The sequence below is a fragment of the Mesobacillus jeotgali genome, assembly GCF_002874535.1.
GTDB classification, from domain to species: Bacteria; Bacillota; Bacilli; order Bacillales; family Cytobacillaceae; genus Mesobacillus; species Mesobacillus jeotgali.
Map to the genome: position 1 here is coordinate 2,203,373 of NZ_CP025025.1, position 20,553 is coordinate 2,223,925.

Annotated in this window: 13 protein-coding genes; 1 reads left to right on the forward strand and 12 read right to left on the reverse strand. The window is 41.4% G+C overall.

The genetic code is table 11. From position 1 onward, the window contains the following. Positions 1 to 148: 148 nt before the first annotated feature. The 5 genes from CD004_RS11140 to parE form a co-directional block, all read right to left on the reverse strand. Positions 149 to 640: a staygreen family protein gene (locus CD004_RS11140; RefSeq protein WP_102262828.1), complete on the reverse strand. Its 492-nt coding sequence runs from the start codon at positions 638 to 640 to the stop codon at positions 149 to 151. A gap of 84 nt (positions 641 to 724) precedes the next feature. Next, a complete protein-coding gene (locus CD004_RS11145; protein ID WP_102262829.1) occupies positions 725 to 1,480 on the reverse strand; it encodes a hypothetical protein in 756 nt (251 codons plus the stop codon). 92 nt (positions 1,481 to 1,572) lie between these two features. Next, entirely contained in the window at positions 1,573 to 3,006 is a 1,434-nt protein-coding gene (locus CD004_RS11150; protein ID WP_102262830.1) for an alanine/glycine:cation symporter family protein, read from the reverse strand. A gap of 351 nt (positions 3,007 to 3,357) precedes the next feature. Beyond that, complete coding sequence (parC, locus tag CD004_RS11155; protein ID WP_102262831.1) at positions 3,358 to 5,799, reverse strand: DNA topoisomerase IV subunit A; 2,442 nt, start codon at positions 5,797 to 5,799, stop codon at positions 3,358 to 3,360. Continuing rightward, complete coding sequence (gene parE, locus CD004_RS11160; RefSeq protein WP_102262832.1) at positions 5,796 to 7,775, reverse strand: DNA topoisomerase IV subunit B; 1,980 nt, start codon at positions 7,773 to 7,775, stop codon at positions 5,796 to 5,798. Before parE ends, parC begins: the two co-directional genes overlap by 4 nt. A 441-nt stretch (positions 7,776 to 8,216) precedes the next feature. Between parE and CD004_RS11165 the strand changes: the two genes are divergently transcribed. Next, positions 8,217 to 9,608 carry a S8 family peptidase gene (locus CD004_RS11165; RefSeq protein ID WP_102262833.1) on the forward strand — a complete coding sequence of 464 codons (1,392 nt, stop codon included), beginning with the start codon at positions 8,217 to 8,219 and terminating at the stop codon, positions 9,606 to 9,608. Between the two features lie 54 nt (positions 9,609 to 9,662). Here the strand turns inward: CD004_RS11165 and helD are convergent, their stop codons facing one another. The 7 genes from helD to CD004_RS11200 form a co-directional block, all read right to left on the reverse strand. Then, positions 9,663 to 11,993 carry an RNA polymerase recycling motor HelD gene (gene helD, locus CD004_RS11170; protein ID WP_102262834.1) on the reverse strand — a complete coding sequence of 777 codons (2,331 nt, stop codon included), beginning with the start codon at positions 11,991 to 11,993 and terminating at the stop codon, positions 9,663 to 9,665. Positions 11,994 to 13,063: 1,070 nt separating this feature from the next. Then, complete coding sequence (locus tag CD004_RS11175) at positions 13,064 to 14,197, reverse strand: glycerate kinase (protein ID WP_102262835.1); 1,134 nt, start codon at positions 14,195 to 14,197, stop codon at positions 13,064 to 13,066. Positions 14,198 to 14,270: 73 nt separating this feature from the next. After that, positions 14,271 to 15,539: a GntP family permease gene (locus CD004_RS11180; RefSeq protein WP_102262836.1), complete on the reverse strand. Its 1,269-nt coding sequence runs from the start codon at positions 15,537 to 15,539 to the stop codon at positions 14,271 to 14,273. A gap of 122 nt (positions 15,540 to 15,661) precedes the next feature. After that, positions 15,662 to 16,774 carry a sugar diacid recognition domain-containing protein gene (locus tag CD004_RS11185; protein ID WP_102262837.1) on the reverse strand — a complete coding sequence of 371 codons (1,113 nt, stop codon included), beginning with the start codon at positions 16,772 to 16,774 and terminating at the stop codon, positions 15,662 to 15,664. A 104-nt stretch (positions 16,775 to 16,878) separates the two neighbouring features. Beyond that, positions 16,879 to 17,292 (reverse strand): CoA-binding protein, encoded by a 414-nt coding sequence (locus CD004_RS11190; RefSeq protein ID WP_102262838.1) that lies wholly within the window; start codon positions 17,290 to 17,292, stop codon positions 16,879 to 16,881. A gap of 77 nt (positions 17,293 to 17,369) precedes the next feature. After that, the gene (locus CD004_RS11195; protein ID WP_102262839.1) at positions 17,370 to 18,707 is read right to left on the reverse strand and encodes a purine/pyrimidine permease; all 1,338 of its coding nucleotides are present in this window, start codon (positions 18,705 to 18,707) and stop codon (positions 17,370 to 17,372) included. A 202-nt stretch (positions 18,708 to 18,909) separates the two neighbouring features. Next, positions 18,910 to 20,346: a phospholipase D family protein gene (locus CD004_RS11200; protein WP_102262840.1), complete on the reverse strand. Its 1,437-nt coding sequence runs from the start codon at positions 20,344 to 20,346 to the stop codon at positions 18,910 to 18,912. Between the last annotated feature and the right edge of the window lie 207 nt (positions 20,347 to 20,553).

Sequence of the window (20,553 nt, forward strand, 5' to 3'; positions counted from 1 at the left end):
TGATTCATTGCATTGTCTTTAAATCATTATACTTAAAGTCAATCCAATCTTCCTTTATACTCTTTCAATCGACCTATTTTGTTTACATAATATTATTATATCTTCCTTAATTGGATTGCTATCAACGAATAATTTAAAAAGCACAGGTTCAAGCCTGTGCTTCTCGGGTTCTTTTGTTATTCACTTTCGTAAGATACGTTCTTGGCGTACCATAGTATTCTACCTGATTAAATTCTGGGTAAATAGATGAAAACTGTACGTAAATTGGAGCATCGAGCAGCCAAGGATAATATGTGTAGAAGTTTTTATCTCCATAAACTATCGCAGTCAGTGCTAAATCCAGCTCTTTTTTGAAAATCATATACCGGATCCTGGACATATTCAGGTCGTATTCCCCATTACTGATATACACCTTAGCATACAGCAAGTATTCACCATTGATGGTGATCCAGTCTGCCAAAACTTCATCCCGCATTTCAAAATTGATTGCCTGGTAATCATACACATTACCGACTGCTAAAAACAGCTCTCCAGTTAGATCGGAATGTGTTAAAGTATACTTCCTGCTATCTATCGGTACAAAAGCAGTTGCTGGTGGAATAAAGGTAACGCTCAATCGTTCTGGCTTGAATTTGCTCACGGCACAAGGCTCCTTCCTGCTAAAAGAATCCTTTTCCGATATCATATGCCTTTGAACCGAAATCCGTGACAATCGCCTATATTTTTAAGTTTCCAGGCTCTTGACCTCTGCTTTTATTAGCTGCCATTTTCCCTTTTCATATATCCATGTCGATTCAATATTCGCAATTCCATCGGCGTTATATGCACCATTAATTCGCTGGATACCTTTTAACCCATAAAGATCACCTTTTACCTTAATCGGCTTTAAAATTCCAAAAGGAAGAACCATTAACTCTGTTGGTTCATTCAGCTTTCCATCCTGATATAAACCAAGGCGTTCGTACTCCTCTTTTCTGTCGCTTAGATCAAAACTATATGACTGGCCTGTTTCCTGGATACTTATGGAAGCCTTGTAACCATCCTCAAATTGGCTGTTGACTGCAAGAGGTTCTGGTACTGTCAGATTGGTAACTTGGAAATCCTTTAAACTATATAAATAAAAATTCGATAGACCTCCGCTTCCCCCGGTAGGAACACTGATAAATATGTCCTTTACGGAATCGTGGTTCAAATCTTTATAAATAGTAGTGGGATCGTATCCACTATCTAGGTCAATTTTATATATTTCACCATTTGATGCTCTGACTTTTAAAAAAATCTTTTTGAGAAACTGTGCCCCTTCTTCAAAAAGAACTCCTTTTACATAAATCAAATCCTTTTTTCCATCGCCAGTTACATCGACTTTTTCTTCAGAAATCGTCACCGTTTTTTCATTAGACTCCCCTGCATATACGCCGGTAAGGGCGGTTAACGACATAAAAAAGAATGCGCTGAACGTGATTAATAGCTCCTTTTTCAACCTGCATCACCCCGTTATACCTTAACATGTCCAAATATGGTAAAAAAATGCACAAAAAACCTCTCTGATTTAATCAGAGAGGTTAATGATGATTAGTTATTCTTGGATTCTCCGTGTTTACGGTATTCCCAGGATTCAATTCCTTTCAAACCTTCGATAGTATCAGCATAAAACACTGGGTCTTTTCCTTCTTTTCGCTGTTCTCTATAATCCTTTAATGCTGCCATGGCGATCTTTGCAAGCAAGGTTATGGCTACTAGGTTGATCAGGGCCATTATTCCCATGAAAAGATCCGCCAAATTCCAGACAAAGGCTAACTCGGCAACTGAACCGAACAAAACCATTGCGATAACAGCAAGACGATAAATAAACAGTGCTGTAGGACTTTCCTTGATGAATTCAATATTCGTTTCACCATAATAATAATTTCCGATAATTGAGGTGAAGGCAAAAAGGAAAATAGCTCCTCCGACGAACGCTGGAGCCCATGAACCTACATGAGCTGTCAGAGCTGCCTGTGTTAACTGGATACCATCTAAATCAGGATTCGTATATTCGCCTGACATAATTATGATAAAGGCTGTTGCTGTACAAATGAGTAAAGTATCTGTAAATACTCCCAATGTCTGAATTAACCCTTGCTTTACTGGATGTGTGACTGCTGCAGTGGCCGCTGCATTTGGTGCGCTGCCCATACCAGCCTCATTAGAGAATAGGCCTCTCTTGATTCCCATCATGACCGCTGCTCCCATTCCGCCGCCAACTACTTCCTGTAAGCCAAAAGCACTGTTAACGATCAGTGAGAGCATAGCCGGAATTTCACTGAAATTCATAATCACAATAAACAATGCGAGGATTAAATAGATCACCGCCATGATTGGCACGATGATTTGTGATACAAAAGCAATTCTCTTGATGCCACCAAAAATAACTGCGGCAGTCATAACAGTTAAAATGATTCCCATCCAAAAACGATTGAATCCAAATGCCTGGTCAAATGCAAGGGAAATTGTATTCGATTGGACAGAACTAAAAACCAAACCAAAAGTAAAAACGATAATGATCGCAAACAAAACGCCTAACCAGCGTTTGTTTAACCCGCGTTCCATATAATAAGCAGGACCGCCGCGATATTCTGCCTCATCAGTGTCTTTAACCTTATAAATTTGGGCTAGAGTACTTTCTATAAAGCTGGATGCCGCACCAATAAGGGCAATGATCCACATCCAGAAGACAGCTCCCGGACCTCCGGCTGAAATAGCAGTCGCAACACCTGCCAGGTTACCTGTCCCAACTCTAGAAGCCAAGCTGACCGTAAATGCCTGGAATGAAGACCTCCCTCTCTTCCCTTCAGAAGATACAGTGGCTGGATCCTTTAACACCCTGATCATTTCAGGGAAAAACTTGAACTGCACAAATCTGGTTCTGAACGTAAAATATGTACCCAGGACTACGAGGACAGCAATTAAGATATAACTCCACATATAGTTGTTTAATTCAGATATGATGTTGTTAAAAATCTCCATAGAAAACTCCTTTATTAGTTTTTGACAAAGCTGCTTTTACCTTGAAATAACTTTTCGTATAATACCATCTCTACCTGTGCGAACAGCCTTGGAGTCATTTTCTAGCTGCTCCTTAAGTGTTGTGGCATTAGTAATGTAACGAGATGCCAAAAGTTTTACGAAAAGAGTCTTTCAATAAGCTATTTTAGTATAGTTTTCAATGTACCAAAATTCTAATTGCTTTACAATGGTACTTCACTCCCATTATCAGCTTTGCCTAGTCAGAGAGGAAGCTATCTATGTAATACCCTGATTATGGTAAAAAAAACAAAAAACACAGCAATCTTACTGTGTTTTTTGTTGGAGCTCTTGCTATTGTGAGTTTTTATCTTGTTCATTCTCGCTTTTCCAAATGCCTGTGAATTTCCCTGTTTCACTTTCATCCACCAGGAAAGATCCATTTGTATATCGATCGCTGTACCTTAATTCTGAAGCTTTCACAGATACAATCTGCTGTTTTTCTGACTGGAAGAATACTTCATCCTCGCCATTCACAGCCTCCACACCAATAATACGGTGAGGATTTGCTTTCAGTTCACGCAGCATCACGACACCCCGTTTCGCTCGAGAAGTCCTCTCGAACTCAGACAGCTTCATTTTCTTAACGGCACCACGCTGGGTAGCGATGACGATGGAATGGCTTTGGTTGTTGTCAATAATTTTCCCGCCGACAACATAATCACCATCCTTCAGGTTCATACCCTTAACGCCAGCTGCCCTGATCCCAATCGGACTGATTTCTTCTTCGCTGAACCATAGACCATAGCCGAGATGTGATGCAAGGAACAAATCCTTTTCTCCATCGGTTACATGTATATCGATAACTCTGTCGTCACCCTTAACATTGATTGCGGTTAGCGGTTTGGAGTAACGCTGAGCTTTATATAGGTTTAATTCGGATTTTTTCACCATACCATTCTTTGTCACAAATAAGAAGAATAAATTCTGTGAGAAATCGGTGACTGGAACAGCTTTGATGATTTCTTCATCCCGGTCTAACGGCACAAGATTTGCTACATGCTGACCAAGATCTTTCCAGCGAATATCAGGAAGTTCATGAACAGGCAAGTATAAGTAGCTGCCTTTATTGGTGAACAACAGCAAGACATCAGTTGTATTCATATTCAACTGTGATAACAGTCTATCTGTATCCTTCATGGCGAAATCTTGACCATTGGATGCGGCATAAGACCTTTGGCTTGTCCGTTTCACGTATCCATCCTTCGTGACAGTTACAATGACGTCTTCACTTGCGATCAAAACCTCAAGGTTAATCTTGATTTCTTCAATCTCTTCCTCGATTTTAGTCCGGCGGTCATCTGAGAAACGCTTTTTGACATCCTTCAGTTCCTTTTTAATGACAGATAATAGCTTCTTCTCACTCCCCAGAATGGCGGTAAGTTCCTCTACCTTCTTGGCAAGCTCCTCCGCCTCGGCTTGAAGGGCAGTAATATCGGTATTTGTCAGTCGGTATAACTGCAAGGATACTATCGCTTCAGCCTGGACTTCGGTAAAGTCGAATTTGCTGATCAAGTTATCCTTTGCATCCCGCTTATCTTTGGAAGCGCGGATCGTTGCGATTACCTGATCAAGTATCGATAAAGCTTTAATAAGCCCTTCAACGATATGTTGTCGGTCACGAGCTTTTTGAAGATCATATTGGGAACGTTTAGTCACAACGTCCTTCTGGTGGTCAATATAAGCATCTAGAAGCTCGGCAAGTCCCATCAAAACAGGTCGTTTCTTGTTGATGGCAACCATATTGAAGTTATAGGTAATCTGCAAATCACTGTTCTTGTAAAGATAGTGCAAGACACCGTTTGCGTCTGCTTCCTTCTTTAATTCAATGACAACACGGAGGCCGGTGCGGTCTGTTTCATCACGCACTTCCGAAATGCCTTCCACTTTACGATCGAGACGGAATTCATCTATCCGCTTGACCAGGTTAGCTTTATTGATTTCATAAGGAATTTCCGTGATGACGATCTGCTGTTTGCCGCCGCGGATATCCTCGATTTCAGCTTTGCCGCGAACAATGATTTTACCTTTACCAGTCTTGTATGCCTTGGCGATACCCTCGACACCCTGGATGATTCCGCCCGTCGGGAAGTCAGGCCCCTTGATCACTTTCATCAGATCTTCCACCGTGCATGCAGGATTGTCCATCCTCATGATGACCCCATCAATCACTTCCGCTAAATTATGCGGAGGAATATCAGTCGCATAACCCGCTGATATCCCTGTAGAACCATTTACCAGCAAGTTGGGGAACATCGCAGGGAGCACTGTAGGCTCACTTGAAGTGTCATCGAAATTCGGGATGAATTCGACGGTTCTTTTCTCAATGTCCCTTAATAGTTCTCCGGCGATTGCTGACAATCTTGCTTCTGTATAACGCATCGCTGCTGGAGGGTCACCGTCAATGCTACCGTTATTCCCATGCATTTCGACAAGGTAGTTCCGCACTTTCCAATCCTGGCTCATACGGACCATTGCTTCATATACAGAAGAATCACCGTGCGGATGGTAGTTACCAATTACGTTTCCGACTGTCTTGGCTGATTTCCGGAAACCCTTTTCATTTGTATTGCCTTCTACATGCATAGCATACAATATCCTGCGTTGAACAGGCTTGAGCCCGTCCCTTGCATCAGGAAGTGCACGTTCCTGGATAATATATTTACTATACCGGCCGAAACGGTCGCCCAGTACGTCTTCTAAAGGAAGGTCACGAAATTTTTCAACTGAACTCATTCGTCAGCAACCTCCTCTGTAACTGAGATATTTTCATTTTCAAGGATGTTTCCATCTTCCTCAAGGCCGAACGCTACATTAGATTCAATCCATTTCCGGCGTGGTTCAACCTTATCTCCCATAAGGGTCGTTACTCTACGTTCAGCTCTTGCTGCATCGTCAATACGCACGCGGATCAATGTCCTGGTTTCGGGATCCATCGTCGTTTCCCAAAGTTGGTCGGCATTCATTTCTCCCAATCCTTTATATCGCTGGATAATATAGCCTTTGCCGACCTTCTTCATCGCGCCCTTCAATTCTTCATCGCTCCAGGCATATTCGATAATTTCTTTTTTGCCCGTTCCTTTGCTGACCTTATATAACGGCGGCAGGGCAATGAAAACCTTACCGGCTTCGATCAGCGGCTTCATATATCGGTAAAAGAACGTCAGCAAAAGCACCTGGATATGGGCACCGTCAGTATCCGCATCCGTCATGATAACGATTTTGTCATAATTGATGTCTTCTACATTGAAGTCAGAACCTACTCCGGCACCAATCGCATGGATGATCGTATTGATTTCTTCATTTTTAAAAATGTCCTGGAGCTTTGCTTTTTCCGTGTTGATGACTTTACCGCGCAATGGGAGAACAGCCTGGAATTTCCTGTCGCGGCCCTGCTTGGCAGAACCACCAGCAGAATCACCCTCTACCAGGTAAAGTTCATTCTTCGCAGGATTCTTGGATTGCGCTGGAGTCAGTTTGCCGGATAGTATTGCATCTGATCTCTTTCTCTTCTTCCCGCTTCTTGCATCCTCGCGTGCTTTCCGGGCCGCTTCACGTGCCTGGTAAGCCTTGATGGACTTGCGAATCAGCAATGTACTGATATCTGGATTTTCCTCAAGGAAATAAGAAAGGTGCTCTGAAACGACTGAGTCGACAGCAGACCTTGCTTCACTCGTACCCAGCTTTCCCTTAGTCTGGCCTTCAAACTGAAGCAGCTCTTCAGGAATGCGCACGGAAACGATGCCTGCCAGACCTTCTCGGATGTCAGCTCCATCAAGGTTCTTATCCTTCTCCTTGAGCAAGCCAACCTTGCGGGCATATTCATTGAAAACACGGGTCATCGCTGTTTTCGAACCTGCTTCATGTGTACCGCCATCTTTTGTGCGGACATTGTTGACGAATGACAGCACATTCTCTGAGTAGCCATCGTTAAATTGAAATGCAAATTCAACTTCTATTTGGCTGTATTCACCTTCGAAGCTGACAACTGGATGCATCACATCTTTTTCTTCGTTCAAATATTCAACGAAAGCCTGAATCCCAGTCTCAAAATGAAAAACATCCTTAACATCATTTCGCTCATCGATTAACTCTATTTTCAATCCTTTTAGCAAAAAGGCAGACTCTCTGAGACGTTCCGAGAGGGTATCATAGTTATATGTTAGGGTAGAGAAAATTTCAGGGTCTGGTTTAAAGTGGATTGTCGTACCAGATTGATTGGTTTTTCCGATCTTTTCGAGCGTCGTCACTGGCTTGCCGCCATTTTCAAAACGCTGTTCATAGACGAATCCATCACGTTTGATCGTTACAACTAACCATTCTGATAATGCGTTTACAACAGAAGCACCTACACCATGAAGGCCTCCGCTTGTTTTATATCCGCCCTGTCCAAACTTTCCGCCTGCGTGCAGGACAGTAAGGATAACCTCCGGAGTCGGTTTGCCAAGCTTATGCATCCCGGTAGGCATACCTCTCCCTTTGTCCTGGACGCTGATAGAATTATCTTTATGGATTTTGACGATGATTTGATTACCGTAGCCACCTAGTGCTTCATCTACCGAATTATCAACGATTTCATATACGAGGTGATGAAGTCCCCGTGTATCCGTGCTGCCGATATACATACCCGGCCTTTTGCGAACGGCTTCAAGGCCTTCAAGTACCTGTATGGCATCATCATTATAATCAAAAGCTTGCTGATTTCTTGCCACGAACATACCCCTTTCATTTCTTGCAAACAACATTGACGGTTTTTATGTATAGTGTCAATGATTTCGTTAAGTATTCGTCTTTTCTGATTTAAAAGTTTACGTGCAACGTATCCTTGTATCAGTATCAGAACAATTGTTCTCTTGGTTATTTTACCATAAGAATGGCGTCTATGCTTAATTGTAGCGATTAATTGGGATTTGGCAAACGGATTTCAAGAATTAATTGGAATTTTGTCATAAAAATTCGGTTATTTGGAGACTTATTTGAAGATTTCATGTCATTTTTTATATTATTTTCGGATGATTCAATTCATTTCATAGAAAATTCGTTCGATCCTCCGCTTTTATAATCATTCACTAAACTCCCAGCGATTTCCGCCGTTAATTTTTTAAGATGTACTGCAACATAAGAACAAATACATTTATGGAGGACTTTTAATTATGAGAAGAATTAGGGTAATCTTTCTTGGATCGGCATTAATCCTTCTTCTTGCCCTTACTGCCGGTGGAGTATTCAGGAATGATGCTAAAGAAGAGCCTGGTGCCAGAATCCATTCCTCAGGGCAACAAGTTATGATTGCTCGGTCTATGGCTAAGGTGAATAACGTGAAGATGGGAGAAAAAATCAAGAACCAACTCGATACACAAGGAGAGGTCACTCTAATCTTTCATAACAAGAAGGATACTAGCCACTATTATGATCATGAAGCTACAGTTGATTTCGTAAAAGAACCAAGTATGGAGGAAATAGACGAAATTACACGAGATATTAAAGGTTGGGTCATCAAGCATCTAAACTCAATTTATATTTTCAGGTCAACAGTGATGGAAACGCCCGAAATGATTGAGTATTTTAATCAGAGAAAAAATATCGAGTATTCTGAGCCTAACTTTATCTTAATGCAGAATGAAGTAAACGGACCTAATGACCTGCTTTACCAGGAGGATTATCAATGGAATCTGCCTGTCATAGGTACGGAACAAGGGTGGAAGGTAACCCGCGGAACGGAAGATATAGAAATAGCGATTGTTGATACTGGTATTGATCTGGACCATCCTGATCTAAGGAACCGGCTTGTTAAAGGCTATAATGTCATCAATGAGAAAGCTGAACCTGATGATGATAATGGCCATGGTACTCATGTGGCAGGCATCATTGCTTCGGAAACGAATAATAACGAGGGTGTCGCCGGCATGACCTGGTTCAGTAAAATCATGCCGATAAAAGCGATGGGGGCAAAAGGCTATGGTACTACTTTCGATATCGCAAAAGGGATTGTCTGGGCTGTTGACCACGGAGCAGATGTCATCAATTTGAGTCTTGGCAATTATCAGCCTTCAAATGTTCTTGAAGAAGCAGTAAGATATGCATTTGAAAAAGACGTCGTCATGGTCTCTGCTGCCGGCAATGATGGGTCAGATCAGCCGACCTATCCTTCGGCATACCCAGAAGTATTGAGTGTAGCCGCTGTAGATTATAAGGGGAACAGAGCAAGCTTTTCAAACTACGGAGATTATATTGATATTGCTGCACCAGGTGTTTATATACCTAGCACTTATTTTAATAAGCAGTACGCTGCTCTTTCAGGCACATCAATGGCCGCTCCACACGTCGCCGGTCTTGCTGCACTAATCAAATCAGCTAATCCAGAGTTGAAAAGTTCGCAAGTTATCAAGATCATTAAAAATTCCGCAATCGACCTTGGTGAACAAGGAAAAGATATTGATTTCGGTAATGGCTTAATTGATGTTAATTCAGCACTGCAGGAAGCGAGTAAAGAACGACCAAGTGTCAGTGAACAAGAGAAATCGTTATTTAACTTTTTCAGGTAAAGAGTTTATCCTAAAACAACAAGCCGCCATTAATATTTTGGCGGCTTGTTGCTTTCATACCAGATTATATAATTGTTCATCAACATCTTCTAGAAGCGGACTAAGCTCTCCCTCGGAAAGGATATATAACTCATGCATTGCCCTTGTACATGCTGTATATAACAATTTCCTTTCTTCCTTTCTTGTGTACGACGTTGAATCGTAAATAATCACCGCGTCGAATTCAATGCCTTTTGCGAGATATGTCGGTACAACATTAACCCCATTTTCAAATGTCATTGTCCCTTTTTCGATTAATCTCGCATCATGCGCTTGTTTGACTCCCTCGAAAGCCGCTTTACTCTCTTTGGCTGTTTTACAAATAACAGCGATGTTTTTATGTCCTGAGTTCTGCAGCTTGAAGATAAGTTCATTTGTCTTCAGAATATTATGGTCGCTGCCTTCACTGCTTGTAACGATAATCGGCTTTGGTCCAGGACGATTGAAAGGCTCAATTATATCTCCTCCTTCGATTAGTTGACGGGTAAATTCAACAATTTGCTTCGTTGACCTGTATGTCTTTGTAAGCCTGTATTGTTCCTTTTCTCCAAAGTCAAGAGCTGACTCCGCCAGGATCGTTTGGGCACCTGTTGGCCCTGAGTAAATCGCCTGGTTTATATCGCCAAGCAAAGTCATCTTGCTATACGGGAACAGCATTTTAATATATGCAAACTGGAAAGGAGTGTAGTCCTGGGCTTCATCAATGAAAACATGGCGGATTGATGTATTCGATTTCCTGCCTTCAATCAAATCCTGGAGATATAGAAAAGGAGTTGCGTCCTCATATGCAATATATCTGTTTTCCAAATTACTGACTGACTGTTTACATGTGGCGGCCCAATTTTTAGGAATTGAGTCGATTTCGGAATGTGCTTCTGTAAAGAACTTCATGTATATGGCCCTGATATTAATGAATTTTAATCTTTTTACTGCATTGAACAATGGCTTGAAACGCCTCTTGACTACCATTTCCGAAAGCCACTGCTGCTCACGGTCATAATCATTGAACGTATCATGTGCTCCACCCTGTTTTTTCTGGCTTTGCTTAAATGCCTCCAGATAATCTTCCTTTTCAAGGAATTGTATTTCTTTTTCCACCCATTCCTGTGACATTTCCGCTTTTGCTTTTTTCTTAAGTTCCTTTAGCAGCCATTCCTTGACAAGCTGAATTCTATTTGGAATTGAAATACTGTTATCGAGTGAATCATAGTATGCTGCTATGTCTTTCTTTGAGATGATTGCCCGTTTATTTAAACCTAAGCTTTTAAAAACAAGCGTCTCCCTCGCTAGTTTCTCAGCGTATTGATCCAATAATTTTTTAAACTCTAATCCCGCCTTAAAACGTATGCTTTCAATCCTATCAAAATAAGCATCATTTTTTTCTGCTTCTAGCAGGAATTCCATTTGTTCAAAAGGATCCTCCAGTTGATATTCAGCGCCAAACCGTGTTGAAAGATACTCCTGGAATGTTGCCTGCTGCATATTTTCCTCTCCAAGCTCCGGCAAAACCGTAGCAACATAGCTATTGAAGAGCGGATTGGGTGAAAATAACATGATATTTTCCGAAGTGATGATATTCCTGTACTTGTACAGTAAATAAGCGACACGCTGCATTGCAGCTGACGTTTTTCCGCTTCCTGCAACACCCTGGACGACAACAAGGCTGCTTGAATCGTTGCGGATGATTTGGTTTTGTTCCTTCTGGATCGTTGCCACAATGGTTTTCATTTGGGTATCGGCATTGTTGCCCAGGACTTCCTGAAGCATTTCGTCACCAATGGTAACCCCGGTTTCAAACATTGCTTTGATTTTGCCACCCTTAATGACAAACTGGCGCTTTAGCTCCATCAATCCTTCGATAGTATCTGTTTCTGTTTTATATTGCGCCGGACCGGGTGAGTAGTCGTAATACAGACCGGATATCGGTGCTCTCCAGTCATAGATCAGGAAGCTTTCTTCCTGTTCATCCATTAAAGTCGCAATGCCTAAGTAAATTCTCTCGGCCTCATTTTCACCATCTTCTTTAAAGTCGACTCTCCCGAAATACGGAGAAAACCTGAGACGGGATAATGTCTGAAGCTGTTTGATCATTTGGGATTGAGTCCGTTCACGCTCGGATAAAAGTGCGGCCTGTTGCTTGATACTAGTGAAGGTTTCTGCTACATCATCTGCTTCGTCAAAATTGACCGTAACATCTTCCCAAAAGGTTTTTCTGAGTTGAAGAGCATCTGAGCCGACATCACTTGAACTTTCATTCCATTTCGCTGCTTTTTTATCAATTTCCTCAATGATGGAATCGACACGGTCCTGTTCCATTTCTAAATCTTTAAGCTGCTTTTCTTCCATGAAAAATCACTCCTAAACTCAATGCTCTTTTGCTTGACTGCCACTATCATTTATGTTAATGTTATAATAGGATTATTCTGTGTACGCATGTCAGCAAAACATTACCAACTTTCATTTTACTATGTACCTATTTTTATTACAAATACCTTTTACCTAATACCACCTTTTAAGGTGCTTTTTTATTTTCTACATATATCCTATATATATTTATTCGAAAACTAACCTTTTTAAACATAAAAACCGCGATGCTAATTTGCTAAACCGTTCTGTTTTAGGGTTCATATCTTTTAAATGACAATAAAAATGGCGTGTAAACTGACATCAGTTTTGACACGCCATTTTTCTAATTTAATGTATTTTGGATCCAAAATATAATGGTTCTTATTCAACAAAGCACCCGTTTATTCCACACCATAAAAGAACGGACCCCGGTGAAGGGATCATCATGGGCTCATAAATAAGCGGAGAAACTTCCCTTATTTATAAAATGGCACGGAAAACAGCTTAAATAGACGGAAGATTTCCGCCTATTTACTTGAAAAACATAAAAAATTGGCATTCGCACTTGCTTAACCGGAAAACCTCCGCTTATTTACCCCTTACCGAGCTATACCATACAGTTTAACCGGATATTCTCCGCTTATTTCTAGGATTGTTTGTTACTCAATTAAGGTTAAGTCTTCCCTTGTTTTAGAAAAAATCAATCTTCCGCTAACTGCTCCGTTCGTTGAAGAAAAAAAAGTGAAATTCCATGTTCATCGTTATACTGGCTATACTTGAATGTAATGTTCGTAGCATGGAACCCTTAAATTGACTTCCGAATTGCCCATAAACTTGACAGTGTAAATGACCGTCGTTATTCCTTGTATAGCAAACATTGTCAATGGAATTAACTATCATTTTGCAGGTGTTAATTTGTAATGAAATGGTTTATATAAATGCTGGCACAATAGGAAAAATGGCGTGGACAATTTCCACGCCATTTACTGTGCCATTTTCGCCATTTGCACCTCAAAACGAAACGGTTTACTAATTTGCAGCACGCGATTTTTCTTAGTTTTTATAAATTTTCACTTGCTAAGTTTGATTACGGATGCGATGTTTGCTGCAATTCTTTCAACATACGTTCTGGCGTTTTCGAACGCGTCTTCTAGAGTTATGACACCTGGTACTATGCTGAACACGGCGTCGATGCCATGCTCGTGGACAACCTCACTGTCAGATGATACATTACCCGCGATCGCAATGACTGGTACATTGTGCCTTTTCGCAGTTATCGCAACGCCAATTGGAGTTTTGCCAAATATCGTCTGGCCATCAATCTTACCCTCTCCAGTAATGACAAAATCAGCACTTATTAAATGGGTTTCAAGCTTGGTTGCCTCCAGAACAATGTCAACGCCTCTTTTTAACTCCGCAGAAAGGAATGCCATCAATCCTCCGCCAAGTCCTCCTGCTGCCCCTGCACCTGAAACATGTTCAATATCCTTGCCAAGATCGGTACGAATGATATCAGCAAAATGGTGAAGGTTGTTGTCCAATGCTTCAACCATTTCTTGTGTTGCCCCTTTTTGTGGTCCGAAAATATGGGATGCGCCTCTGATACCGGTTAACGGATTGTCTACATCGCATGCAACTTCAATCTTTACTGATTCCAAGCGTTTGTCTATTCCATCCATGTTGACTGCGGCAAGCGAATTTAAGGCTCCGCCGCCCTCGCCAATTTCTTTTCCATCAGAATCAAGAAGCTTGATACCAAGAGCTCTGGCCATTCCCGCTCCTCCATCATTCGTGGCACTTCCGCCAATCCCAATAATGATATGTTCGACACCATGGCCTAGAGCCGCAGCAATCAATTCACCTGTTCCCCTGGTTGTAGTAACGAGCGGGTTTCTTTCTCCAGGTGGCACAAGATGGAGTCCTGAAGCGGCAGCCATCTCTATGACCGCGGTCTTTTCATCGCCGGAAATACCGAAAAATGCATCAACCGGAGTACCAAGCGGTCCTGTAACTGTTTTGGTGACCATTTTCCCGCCGGTTGCATCAACTAGGGATTGAACGGTTCCTTCGCCTCCATCAGCCATAGGTACCTTTATGAAGCTTGCCTCAGGGAGAATTTTTTTCATTCCATTTTCAATCGCTGTAGCTGCCTCAAGAGCTGTAAGGCTCTCTTTAAAAGAGTCAGGTGCTATTACAATTTTCATGCTCGTTTCTCCTCTCATTGAATACCCTGAAATGAAAGGTCCGGACTTTAAAGAAAATCCAGACCATTTTTACTTATCCGAAAAACTTGAAGATGCCAAAGATTAGTGTCGATACAATTGCAAGCGTCAAACCGACTGCTGTTTCGTAAGGAATTAATTTCAAACGCTCTTTGATTTCCATGTTTACACTTCCGCCTGTTGCGTGGAAGAAGCTTCCGTGTGGGAGATGGTCAAGTACAGTTGCACCAGCGTGCACCATTGCAGCACCTGCTAATGCAGTGACACCCATTTCAAGAATCGTTGATCCGAATACCTGGGAAGCAACTGCTGTTCCTGCAGTTGTCGAAGCAGTAGCAGCCGACATGAAAATACCAGATACAGGGGCAAGAACGAATGCTGGAAGACCAAGAGCATCCAGGCTGTTAATCAGGACATCCTTTAATCCAGAATTAGCGATGATTCCCGCAAGTGTACCTGTACCAAGGAGCATAATAGCTACACCAGACATTTTTCCGAGACCTGCCACTGCATAATCATTGATATGTCTAATTCGTCCCATCGCAATAGCTCCAGCAATACCGCCTGCTGGCAGTGCGATCATTGGGTCGATGTTTATATCAAACAAAGGTCGAAGCGCAAGCAAGATAATCGTTACAAAAGGAGCGACAACAGCAGGAACAATCATTGGATGTTTCCCATTAATTGCTGTTTCACTTTCTTGAGCGGAGACATTCGAACCTTTTTTTACAAGTCTTTTAGCTAAAATATACGTCACAGTCAATCCGAAAATAGCTGGAATGATTCCTGCAGCCATAACAGAAGTCAAGGGAATTCCAAATGCATCTGAAGCAGCTATTGCATTAGGATTCGGTGACATGATATTTCCTGCCTTACCGCCGCCAATCATCGCAAGCAGGATGGCTGTTTTGGAAATACCTGCCCTATTTGCGATTGCAAGGGCAATCGGCGCAACAGTGATAACAGCAACGTCAACGAATACTCCAACAGTTGTAAGAATCATTGTTGCAATGGCAAGTGCAAGCAGTGCTCGTGTCTCGCCGACCTTTTTAACGATTGTTTCTGCAATTACTGCAGCAGCACCCGATTCAATCAGGACTCCAGCAAGTATACCGGCAGCCAGGATTCTTAATACTGCGGGTATGATTCCTTTCGCTCCCTCCATCATCAAGGCAACAGTATTTGTGACATCAACACCGCCTACAAGTCCTCCGATCAAGGCTCCGGCAATCATTCCATAAGCAGGTGAAACTTTCTTTAAAATAAGGAAAATAGCGACTATTAGTGCTACGACAGCGCCGAAAGCGCTTACCTGAATATCCAAGGTGATTCCTCCTCAAAACTTTGTTGTAACCCAATTGTAAGCGCTGTCTATTTGTATTACATTAGTCAAACTATCAAAAAAAGACCTGTAATAGAACAGATCTTTTGTGCATTTGCACAATTTCATTCCAGCTCATTATTTAGAAACGATAAATAAAGGTGAAGCAGGTCCGTCGTTTTACGGGGATCCTTCCCTGTTATTTCTGTGATCTTATCAAGTCGGTACCTGAGGGTATTCCTATGTACAAACAACATTTGCGCAGCCTTGTTCATGTCGCTATTTGTTTCGATAAGCGCTCTTAACGATTCAGTAAGCTCTCCCTTTGTATCCTTCTCCTTTAATGATTTATAGAAAGGCTGTAAATCTTCCGTCAAGCCTGTTTTTGAAGCATTCAACAGAAATACTGGAAGATAATATTCTTCATACATGAAAATATCTTTTTGGGGCGTCAATTTCAACCCGGATTTTAGTGTGTGGACCGACTGCCGGTAGGACTTTGTCAATCCTGACAATCCTTCATGGTATTGACCAACGCCAATTTTCACCTGAATATTTTCATTCTTTCTTAAACCATTATGCCATCCTTCTGTTGTCTTTTTTAGGTAATGATCACTGTCGACCGGTGGAACTCCTTTTAAAATGACAATCCTCTCATGCTGCATTAGTAACAGGTCTTCTTTTTGCAGTCGGCTTTTTAAATATGTGAATGTTCTCTTACGGTCCGAAGTCTTGATGACAATAGCTGCCCGGGCCAATTCCAGATCAATTCCTAGACGCATTGCCCTTTCCAGGAAAAGTGGGTCATGTTTGCCTTCAAAATGAATGATTTGGCTTACAAGCTCCTCTTTAAGCCTCTGATCCCATTGTATTTCATTCATCAATACTGCCTGCTGAAGACTAAGCTCAGCAGCCATGCGTACAAGTTCTCCGAAGTTTCTGATTTCATTCGGGGAACCAGTAATCCCTATAACGCCCATGATTTTCCCATCAAAATAAATGGGCAGATTGATGCCTGGCTTTACACCATGAAGCCTTTTAGCCTCGTCTTCGGTTATTTCGAAACCGGTACCCTGTTTGATCACAATGACTGCACCATCATGGACATCATCAATGCGCTTTTTGTCCCCTGATCCAATTATTACGCCCTGGTTATCCATGATATTGATATTTTTTCCTATGATCCCCATCGTCCTGTCTACAATTTCTTGAGCTAAATGTTTATTTAATAATTCCATGTCAAAATCCCTGCCTTGCCAACTTGGATACCTTTCATTATCGCCGATTATTTGCGGAAACAAAAGAGAAGCGTGAGAACATAAGTCCTCAAGCAGTGCAAACGTTATTTTGTTAAAGCGTGTTCAACCTTGATACATCTGTCCATGATCACGGTATAGCCTTTATCCTTTAAAAAATTATAGGCTTCTTCATTTTCAAGTCCTAGCTGTGCCCAAAAAACATCAGCATCAATTTCCGCAAATTCCTTCGCTACCTCCATCAAGTATTCCGAACGGCGGAAAACATTTACGATATCAACGTGGCCTTCGATCTCTTTAAGTGTTTTAACCGCTTTAACTCCAAGTACTTCGTCAACAGTAGGATTGACAGGGATTATTTCATAGCCTGCTGATTGCATTGCCTTTGATACCATATAGGAAGTCCGCTGCGGATTGTCGCTCAATCCCACAACCGCAATCCTTTTTGCCTTCTTAAGAATTTGTCCAATCTCTTCCCGGCTTGGATTGTTAATTGCCATATTATATCACTCCTATGGATTATTATGACCTTAATCCTTATTTTAACCTACTATTATAAAGACTCAAATCAACTTGCCTAACGGTCATTTTTGACTCCATGCTTAACAAGCCATGAAGACTTAACTTTGTCCATTCTCCTCTTCTGAATAAGTGTATATTGATCAACAATAACGGCAATCAACGTACCGAGGATCAAACCATTATTAAGGATGGAAACAAGAACAGGCGGGACGTTGCGGAAAGCTTCTCCTGGAAGAAACATTGCCCCTACACCGGCCAGAAGCGAAGTTCCAATAACGATTCGAATCCTCTTTTTATCGTTCTCACGATCGAATTCCGAAAAAGCGATCCCAATCATATTTACGAATATAACAAATGTAACTGAATAGCCAACAGGTGCAGGCAATGAAGCGAACAAAGACATCACATGCGGCAGCATGCTGGCAACGACGATGAAAAGTGAGCTTATGATAAAAGGCATAATTCTTGTAATTCCAGTTGTTGCGATAAATCCAGCTGCACCAGAGATGGGGACAGAGCCAATCGCTGAGAAAACTCCTCCAAGAAGCTGGTTGATACCAGCCGTAAAACCGCTGGCCCGGTAGCGGAAATCAGCATTTTCAGACCCCATATCTTTTAAAACCTGTCCAGTAACCCTTATGCTTGCTAGCATGTTGGTGATTAACAGGAATGTGATAAAGATAGAAGTCACGATTAAGCCTGAATCGAAGAGGGGCTTTCCGAAAGCAAAAAACTCCGGAATGGCAATTGCTGCTCCTTTGTAACCATCGTACGCTTTTCCCAGGTCCAAAAATGAAAAAACCACCCAGCCAGCGGCCAGGCTTATTAAAATCGCATACTGGCTGACCCATTTAATTTGATGCCGTGTCAGATAGAAAGTGATGCCGACCAAGAAAATGCTGAAAAAAGCGATTGGAAGACTGACCTCGGTTCTTCCGCCACCAAGTCCCACCATTCCTTTAAAAAATGAGCCGCTTAATTGAATGACGAGCAAAAGCAAATAGATCCCGCTCACTACAGGGGTAAACAGCTTTGCCAGTTTATCAATGAGCTTGAATAAGCTTAGCAGGAAGAATACAATTCCGCTGATGATCATTGCTCCTTCTAAAGCCTGCAGAGTTTCAATGTTTGATGAAAACAGTGTCGAACTTAACCCTGCATATATTGTAAATACACCCCACCAAAGACCGGCTGGCCCCTCATTAATTGGCATTCGATGACCAATCAGGGCCTGTAATAGACCTGAAATACCCAATACAAACATTGTTCTCTGAACAAGTCCTGTCGTCTCCAAATCATTCAATTGAAATAAATCTGCAATTGCAATCGGAGCCACGATTGAACCAGCAATAATAAATGCCATCCACTGAATGGCTGATAAAAATGTCTTCATTTAAATTCTCCATTTTCTTGGCGTAATAGTTATAAATATTTGCAGGAATTAGATTTAGGATATTTATCCTAATTCTATAGGAGACCTCCTTTTTCCTTCGCCTATAAGAATATCGTACTTAAGGATATTGTAAATAAGAAGTATGATTTGATTCCCCACGCAAACTAAAAGGCATCCAATTCAGGATGCCCTTGCCGTACCGCTAATAGCTTGTGAACCATAAAATCCTCTGAATCCAGTAAACAATATATTTAAAGGGAGTCAGTTTGTCCTTATTTTCTTCATAATCAAGTGTGAAACTTGCTCCGTCGTTATTCCACATTCTTTTGAAATACTGATCAACATCTTTTATGACTTGACTGTCAGGTGCCGCTGTAATCTTCATGTTGGTTTCAAGGTTTAAATCATCAAGGTTACGCCGGGTGAAGTTAGCAGAACCACCGAGGATCACGCTGTTTTTACCACGGTCAAAGTAAATCATTTTTGCATGATATTGCTCCTGGCCAGCGTTGTACCATTTTATTTTGATATTATCGCTGCCAAATTCCATTATTTCTTCTGAAACAGGGATATTGGGTAGGCCCGATTTCTGATTGCCAAACGCATTCGTATTTGGGTCCAGTATAATATTGATTTTTGCCCCCCGATCGGCAGCCTTGTCGATTTCGTCAATGACCTTCCTTTCGGCCAAATAAAACATCCCTATCCAAATGTGATCTCCCTTCCCTGTCTTTTTCAGTTCATTCAGAAGATGCTTAAGTATCTTTCCTTCCGTAAGGATCTGTACGTTTACAGAACCTTTTTCTTTTACAGGTTTGTAATCAGGCAAGTTTCCTCCGCCTGAGAAATCGACCACTGCCTGCTCAGATTCCAGAATGTCACCGATTATATTTCCGCTTGTTTCAAAAGCGATATTTGAGTGGAAGCCGCTAGCATCATGTGGATTCGCAGATGCAACTATAGCTGTTTTCTCAGTGACGAACACTTTCCTGTGATTAGCCTTAAGGTTCAGAAGCTCAAGATAGGAACGAAGGGTCACGTCCGGAGCATTCTTTGCCATCGGATTTGGAATCCAGCCTTCTCCTGATTGCCCAAACCACTGGAAAAACAACCTCCAAACACCAGTATATAATGGATTTGAATCCCTCAGCGGATCTAGATTGGTGAAAATCACTTTTATGTCATTATCACGAAGTTCCTTCAAGATTCCCGATTTGTGGGAACCATATGTCAAATTAATTTCGTCAGTGATGAACACAATTGTAAGATCCTTATGTTTTTTCTTCTGGGCTATTAGTTTTTCTCCGATAGATTGACTTATTTCCGGATAACCCATATCTTCTTTGTAGTAGCCATTGAATAAAAACATATCAAGGACAATAAAATCTTCCGCTTCCCCAATCCTTTTTATAACTGTATCGAATATTTCATGCTCGTATTTTTTTTCACCATCTGCCCCCTTGTAGGTTAAATCATATAAGAAGCGGACATCCTTGACGTTATGGACCTCCCCCTCATACGATAAGCCTTCCGGAAGATCTTTGTGCGTATGATAGACAGCAGTGACGATTACTATTAATGCCAGCATTAGTAAAATCAATAAAGGTCTTCTTTTCGATAAACTTTTTCCGATCCTCATAGATAAGGACTCCTTAAAATTGAATAGTTTACTTCCTTATTCACTTATTCAGCAAGTTATAAACTTAGCAAGCAAGGAAGGTAACCCGATTAATGAGCGAAATTGTATGGTTTTAATCTAATGGCAAATTTAGCTGGCCATTGGTCAGAAATCAGTTTTGTTCAAGATTTGCATGGTGTTTTTAAGAGAACATGGTAAAATAAAAGA